Here is a 2,502-nt window from a genome sequence, read left to right as displayed (position 1 = left end):
CACCTCCACGCCTGGCCGCCTCCTCGCGCCTGCCCACTGTCCGGAGTGCTCGTCGGCTACGGCCGAGTCTCGACCCGAGAACAGAACCTCGCCTGCCAAGAAGCAGCGCTGACCGCTGCCGGCTGCGCGCGCTGCTTCTTCGACAAGGCCACCGGCAAGAACACCCACCGGCCGGAACTCCCGTTGCTGCGTTGCTGCCGCCCCGCTAAGCGTGACGGCAGCAAAGCAACAGTCATCTGGACATCAGTTTACATTCACGCAAGTGTCAGGTTTGCTTACTTTTTTGAAAGGACAGCGAGGATGCGGTCGCCCTGCTCACTGAGGATCAAGACGAAGGCGACGGGTCCGCCGTTCCGCAGACCCACCAGACCAACAACTCCTTCCGCAGACTCGAGCGCATCAAGAAATATCGGCCAACCTTCGAAAGATTCGCGTACCGCGGGAATCTCGCTGCGATACCGCCACACATCAAGCAGACTCCTGGCCGTAGGCCACCCAACCTCGACTTGGGTGGCATCTAATTGACTTAGATAGCTTCGCAATTCAGCTGCGCTCACACCTGAAAGCGGAGGAACAGAGTCAAGAAGAGTGAGCAATTCATTTTTCTGCAAAGTCGTTGAGCTATTTTTCACCCGGGATTCCACTTCATCGACCAACTTCGCGGGGCACCCCTTCAAGCGGCCCTTCAACAAGCACTTCGAACTCAAATCTCAGTTCAGGATCAGCCCACGGCTGATCGTTAACATGAATATGTGGCTGGTTCTTCGGAATTCTAGCCTCAATGACGACACCCCTCCTGGTTTCTCCCCTCGTTGCCGCACGCTCCGCAGCACCCGAGTTGGTTGACCAGCTAGTCCAAACACTGTCAGTATGACCCAGTTGATGCATTTCGGCCGTGGAATCTCCACCGCGAGGCACAGCCAAACCGTTCTGGGCATTCGCATAACCAGGATGCCCCTCTGGGACACCCCGGTAAACAGTTATCTCACCTCCGCAATTGTGCACGAGCACCGGGACGCTGTCGGCTATCACATAGTACGTGTGGATGTTGGCGACGGTGAGGTCGCGCATCGTCTGGGAGCCGACGTAGTTGCGGGTGGAGGCAACCGCAACGGAGCCGCTGTCGGTGCCTAGACGTTCGGCCGGCTGTAGCTCTTCGGCGTTGACCCAATCGTTGCGGGTTTCGCTCCAGAAGGGGTGGTTCTGCGTGGTGTAGAGGGTGGTGAGGTCTCCCTCTTCCGTTTGGACGGTGAGGTCGGTCAGTTCTGTGTCGAGGTTGATGTGAAGTTCGGTGACTTTTTGGTTGGTCGTCTCACCGGTTTCCGGGTCGTGAGCCTTGACTTCGTCGCCCTGCGTGACCTCGCTGATCGGCTTGTGTTCGCCGTCGGCCATCAGTACTGGAGTGCTGGGGGCGAAGCTGTGGCATCCGACAGCTGAACCACTCGGCGAGTCCGGTTTGGGCGCCTTGGTCGCTTTTGGTGTAGTGGGCTTAGGCGCGGATGGTTTGGTTGCCAGCTTTGTGACGGTGTTCGCGGCTTTCGTGGCTATGGATGTTACGCGCAGTCCTGCGCCGACGACGGCGCCCGCTCCTTCTGTTACCCCAGCGGCGACCAAGTCCGCCGTCATCTGGCTCGCGCCGTACCCGGCGTCGACGTAGTTGCCAGCTTTGAAGTCTTCGTAAACCTGACACACGCCGGTTATTACGCAGGCAGCCCCAAGGTTGACAGACGCCGGCATCACCTTAGATGGATAATGGTATTTCGCGTTCCAGGATTCAACCTCTACGGCCGTCGCCTTGACAGTTCCTTTGGGATCTTTGACGAACTGTTTGACACCGCGCCATTTGTCAGGGATCCAGTTCTTGATGCCCCTGTTCCATCCGGTCTGGACTTGCTTGAGTACGTGGATGGCGGGTGGGACGTAGGCTCCGCCGCCGTCGTTGATGATCATCAGGCCGGTGGGGTCGGCGTTGGTGACGGGGTTGTTTTTGCCGTACTGGTAGGCGTTCATCTGCCCGGGGTCGTCAACGGCGAAGACGGGGTCGGGGCTGATGAATCGTCCGGTGGTGGGGTCGTATTCGCGTGCGCCGAGGTGGGTCAGGCCGGTGGGGTCCTGTTGGCCGCTGAGGAAGCCTCGGGTGTTGGGCCAGGTCGGGTTGGTGCCGCGTGGGGTGCCGTAGGGGGTTTGGCGGCGTTGTTGGGTGGTTTGGGTGCTGTCGGCGGTGATGGTGATCTGGTTGGTGTTGTGGTGGTCGTTGGCGAGCCAGGTGAGGCCGCTGGTGGTGGCGCGTTGGGCGACGGTTTCGCCGTTGAAGGCGTAGTAGCGGGTGCCGGAGATCGTGCCGGCGGTGGTGCGCCGGACGTCGGTGCCGCCGACGTGGAGGGTCGTGCCGGTGGGATCTTTGGAGATGAGTCGGTTGCCGCCGGCGTCGTAGATGTAGGTGTTGGTGCCGGCGGTGTCGGTGAGGGTGTGGAGGTGGCCTTCGGGGTCCCAGGTGAGGGT

The 2,502-nt window shown here is 60.4% G+C and carries 2 protein-coding genes and 1 pseudogene; 1 reads left to right on the top strand and 2 read right to left on the bottom strand.

The window, feature by feature from the left end; translation table 11 throughout:
- Positions 1–45: 45 nt before the first annotated feature.
- Positions 46–123, top strand: a pseudogene (locus GSF22_RS35915) (recombinase family protein); the annotation flags it as partial.
- Positions 124–275: 152 nt separating this feature from the next.
- Here GSF22_RS35915 and GSF22_RS32860 read toward each other — a convergent pair.
- Both GSF22_RS32860 and GSF22_RS32855 read right to left on the bottom strand, forming a co-directional pair.
- On the bottom strand, positions 276–656 hold the full coding sequence (locus GSF22_RS32860) for a hypothetical protein (protein ID WP_208817804.1): 381 nt from the start codon (positions 654–656) through the stop codon (positions 276–278).
- Positions 646–2,502: RHS repeat-associated core domain-containing protein (locus tag GSF22_RS32855; protein WP_280117028.1), on the bottom strand; the 1,857-nt coding region annotated here is incomplete at its 5' end. The genes GSF22_RS32855 and GSF22_RS32860, both read right to left, overlap by 11 nt.

This window comes from Micromonospora echinofusca, from assembly GCF_017614955.1.
Classification (GTDB): Bacteria; Actinomycetota; Actinomycetes; order Mycobacteriales; family Micromonosporaceae; genus Micromonospora; species Micromonospora echinofusca_A.
Note: the sequence above shows the minus strand (reverse complement) of the source record. Positions and strands in the feature narration are given on the sequence as shown.